This is a genomic window from Sporosarcina sp. P2, assembly GCF_002743255.1.
Taxonomy (GTDB): Bacteria; Bacillota; Bacilli; order Bacillales_A; family Planococcaceae; genus Sporosarcina.
The window spans coordinates 1-1,391 of record NZ_PDYY01000033.1; the positions used below are offsets into that span (position 1 = coordinate 1).

Consider the following 1,391-nt stretch of genomic DNA (forward strand, 5'->3'; position numbering starts at 1 on the left):
TGGTCTTCTGTCAAGAAAGTGGACACCATTTATTGAGCGTTTATTTTGAAAAACCTACCGCGCTACGCTTGCTGTACTTTCGTGGAGGAACAGTTAAAGTGACAACTGTTCCTCCACGAAAGTTATGAGTGGTTGCTGAGTGCTTTTCTTTCTTGATTGGTGCTCATACATCGCCTCAAACATATTGGGTGATACATAGTTTAATGTAGAGTGGCTGCGTCTCTCGTTGTAAAACGAAATAATATATTCTAAAACGACTGCCTCTGCTTCTTTTCTGGTCTTGAATTTTCTCCGATAGATCAGTTCCTTCTTGATTGTCGCGTGGAAAGATTCAATGCAGGCATTATCGTAACAGTCACCTTTACGGCTCATACTAATTTTACATCGGTTCTTCTTTAGGAGGGAGATATAGTCTTTGGATGCGTATTGGGACCCTTGATCCGAGTGATGGATCAGTCCTTCTTTTGGTGATCGAAAATGAAACGCACGCTCCAACGCCAGTTGAGGCAGTTCTTTTGATAAAGTATTTGCCAGGTTAAACCCGATAATTTTCCGAGAAAACAGATCCATCACTGTAGCTAAATACAGCCATCCTTCACTGGTCCATATATACGTAATATCCACAACCCATGCTTGATTTGGGTGATCCGCATGAAACTTCCGTTTCAAGAGGTTAGGATAGATGGGATGTTCATGATTGGACTGCGTCGTCACTGTATACTGAAAAGGCACCGTGGCACATAGACCTAGTTCTCTCATGTAGTTCGCGACGGTCTTTACCGACAGGACAACCCCCATTTTCTTCAGTTCACGATGGATACGGGGACTGCCGTAGACCTCTCTATTTTCGTAGAAAATCAGCTGTATACTCCTCAATGCGCCTTCCTTTATCTTCTGCATGTCACTCTGTACTTTCTCTCGCCACTTATAATAGCCGCTCGTTGAGACCTGGAGGACTTCGCACATCTTCTTCACGCGGTATAACCCCCGGTGTTCTTCGATAAAGGAATAGATCACTGCGGGTTTTTTGAAAAGATGTGCATGGCTTTTTTTAAGATTTCATTTTCTTCTTTCAGTTCTTGAATTTCTTTCTCTAAGGCCCGTTGCTGTTTCAGTCGCTCAGTAGGGGTTACATACTCTTCTCCATTTCGTTCTTTCTGTAGTTCTTTTCGATACTCGCTTACCCATCTTCGCAAGGTGCTGACTGGCACATCCATCTCACGAGAGACCTCGATCTGTTTCTTTCCTTCTTCTACCACTAACTTAATCAGATGACGCTTTAAATTATCATCAATTCGTTTTCTCATGTGGACACACTCCATTCAGTTTGTTTGTTCTTTTAATCCAAACACGCTCATTAGATTATGTCCACTTTTTATACTACCTTCACT

At 42.3% G+C, this 1,391-nt stretch carries 1 pseudogene; it reads right to left on the reverse strand.

The features are described 5' to 3' along the window. Nucleotides 1–93: 93 nt before the first annotated feature. Nucleotides 94–1,307 (reverse strand): annotated as a pseudogene (locus tag CSV67_RS16495) (IS3 family transposase). Between the last annotated feature and the right edge of the window lie 84 nt (nt 1,308–1,391).